The organism is Agrobacterium sp. ICMP 6402, from assembly GCF_009498615.1.
GTDB classification, from domain to species: domain Bacteria; phylum Pseudomonadota; class Alphaproteobacteria; order Rhizobiales; family Rhizobiaceae; genus Agrobacterium; species Agrobacterium burrii.
In genome coordinates this window covers 1-2,500 of sequence record NZ_QSNV01000023.1, presented here as the reverse complement: position 1 = coordinate 2,500, position 2,500 = coordinate 1, and the positions used below count along the sequence as shown (strand labels likewise).

Below are 2,500 nucleotides of genomic sequence, written 5' to 3'. Positions count from 1 at the left end.
ACCCTGACCTCCAGCTAAGGTCCCCAAGTCATGGCTAAGTGGGAAAGGATGTGAGGATCCCAAAACAACCAGGATGTTGGCTTAGAAGCAGCCATCATTTAAAGAAAGCGTAACAGCTCACTGGTCTAAATAAGGGTCTTTGCGCCGAAAATGTAACGGGGCTAAAGCCATGCACCGAAGCTGAGGATATGCCGTAAGGCATGTGGTAGCGGAGCGTTCCGTAAGTCTGTGAAGGCGGACCCGTGAGGGCTGCTGGAGATATCGGAAGTGCGAATGTTGACATGAGTAACGATAAAGGGAGTGAGAGACTCCCTCGCCGAAAGACCAAGGGTTCCTGCTTAAAGTTAATCTGAGCAGGGTTAGCCGGCCCCTAAGACGAGGCGGACACGCGTAGTCGATGGGAACCACGTTAATATTCGTGGGCCTGGTGGTAGTGACGGATCTCGTGTGTTGTACATTCTTATTGGATTGGATGTGCAGCGAAGAGGTTCCAGGAAATAGCTCCACCGTATAGACCGTACCCGAAACCGACACAGGTGGTCAGGTAGAGTATACCAAGGCGCTTGAGAGAACTATGTTGAAGGAACTCGGCAAATTGCACGCGTAACTTCGGAAGAAGCGTGACCCCATTTTACGCAAGTATGATGGGGTGGCACAGACCAGGGGGTAGCGACTGTTTATCAAAAACACAGGGCTCTGCGAAGTAGCAATACGACGTATAGGGTCTGACGCCTGCCCGGTGCTGGAAGGTTAAAGGGAGGGGTGCAAGCTCTGAACTGAAGCCCCAGTAAACGGCGGCCGTAACTATAACGGTCCTAAGGTAGCGAAATTCCTTGTCGGGTAAGTTCCGACCTGCACGAATGGCGTAACGACTTCCCCGCTGTCTCCAACATAGACTCAGTGAAATTGAATTCCCCGTGAAGATGCGGGGTTCCTGCGGTCAGACGGAAAGACCCCGTGCACCTTTACTATAGCTTTACACTGGCATTCGCCAAGGCATGTGTAGGATAGGTGGTAGGCTTTGAAGCAGGGACGCCAGTCTTTGTGGAGCCATCCTTGAAATACCACCCTTATCTTCGTGGATGTCTAACCGCGGTCCGTTATCCGGATCCGGGACAGTGTATGGTGGGTAGTTTGACTGGGGCGGTCGCCTCCGAAAGAGTAACGGAGGCGCGCGATGGTGGGCTCAGACCGGTCGGAAATCGGTCGTCGAGTGCAATGGCATAAGCCCGCCTGACTGCGAGACTGACAAGTCGAGCAGAGACGAAAGTCGGTCATAGTGATCCGGTGGTCCCGTGTGGAAGGGCCATCGCTCAACGGATAAAAGGTACGCCGGGGATAACAGGCTGATGACCCCCAAGAGTCCATATCGACGGGGTTGTTTGGCACCTCGATGTCGACTCATCGCATCCTGGGGCTGGAGCAGGTCCCAAGGGTATGGCTGTTCGCCATTTAAAGCGGTACGTGAGTTGGGTTCAGAACGTCGTGAGACAGTTCGGTCCCTATCTGCCGTGGGTGTAGGAATATTGACAGGATCTGTCCCTAGTACGAGAGGACCGGGATGGACGTATCTCTGGTGGATCTGTTGTCCTGCCAAGGGCATAGCAGAGTAGCTATATACGGAATGGATAACCGCTGAAGGCATCTAAGCGGGAAACCAACCTGAAAACGAGTGTTCCCTATCAGAGCCGTGGAAGACGACCACGTTGATAGGACGGGTGTGGAAGCATGGCAACATGTGAAGCTTACCGTTACTAATAGCTCGATCGACTTCTTCGTTCCCATTGATTATGTTCATCAAGCGAAGCTTGATGATATCTGTTCTGTCTTCACGCTGACGTGGCCTTCGGCCACTACGCTGCAGACGGCGCGCCAAACGATTGGCGACGGACTAGCGTCCTGTATGGCTGCCAAACTCAACATCGAGCAAGGCAGGCAAACGGATCAGTCACAGAACGACGTGTAAATTAAATAGAGCCTTGAGCTCTCCAGCTTCTCGAAACAACAGTTTCCATGTGAAAACATGGAGCATGTTGCGTTTTGCCGACCTGGTGGTTATCGCGGGGCGGCTGCACCCGTTCCCATTCCGAACACGGCCGTGAAACGCCCCAGCGCCAATGGTACTTCGTCTCAAGACGCGGGAGAGTAGGTCGCTGCCAGGTCTGCAAAACGCAACAATCAATCTTCTCATTCACAAACTTCGGCCCAGCCGATACAAAGGGCCGCGATAAGCGGCCTTTGTGCATTCCGGGTCATAAAACATAAGGAATACGCCCAGTGCGTCCCTTACAGGAGATAAATTGCTGCGCAATTTACTCCGCCAGAGATCCGTCGTTGCTAAAGCAATGACGTAGACGCGACATTCGGCTTTGCCGAATGCGCTGGTAGTGACATTTTTGCTAACGCAAAAAGTCAGATAACGCGGGGTGGAGCAGCCCGGTAGCTCGTCAGGCTCATAACCTGAAGGCCGCAGGTTCAAATCCTGCCCCCGCAACCAAAT

The 2,500-nt window shown here is 53.1% G+C and carries 1 tRNA gene and 2 rRNA genes (1 of these 3 cut by a window edge); all 3 read left to right on the top strand.

Annotated features, from left to right (window positions below):
• Positions 1-1,779: ribosomal RNA gene (locus DXT96_RS26695) — 23S ribosomal RNA — on the top strand (it extends 1,017 nt beyond the left edge of the window).
• A 268-nt stretch (positions 1,780-2,047) separates the two neighbouring features.
• Positions 2,048-2,162: ribosomal RNA gene (gene rrf / locus DXT96_RS26690) — 5S ribosomal RNA — on the top strand.
• 258 nt (positions 2,163-2,420) lie between these two features.
• Positions 2,421-2,497 (top strand) — tRNA-Met (locus tag DXT96_RS26685).
• Positions 2,498-2,500: the final 3 nt, after the last annotated feature.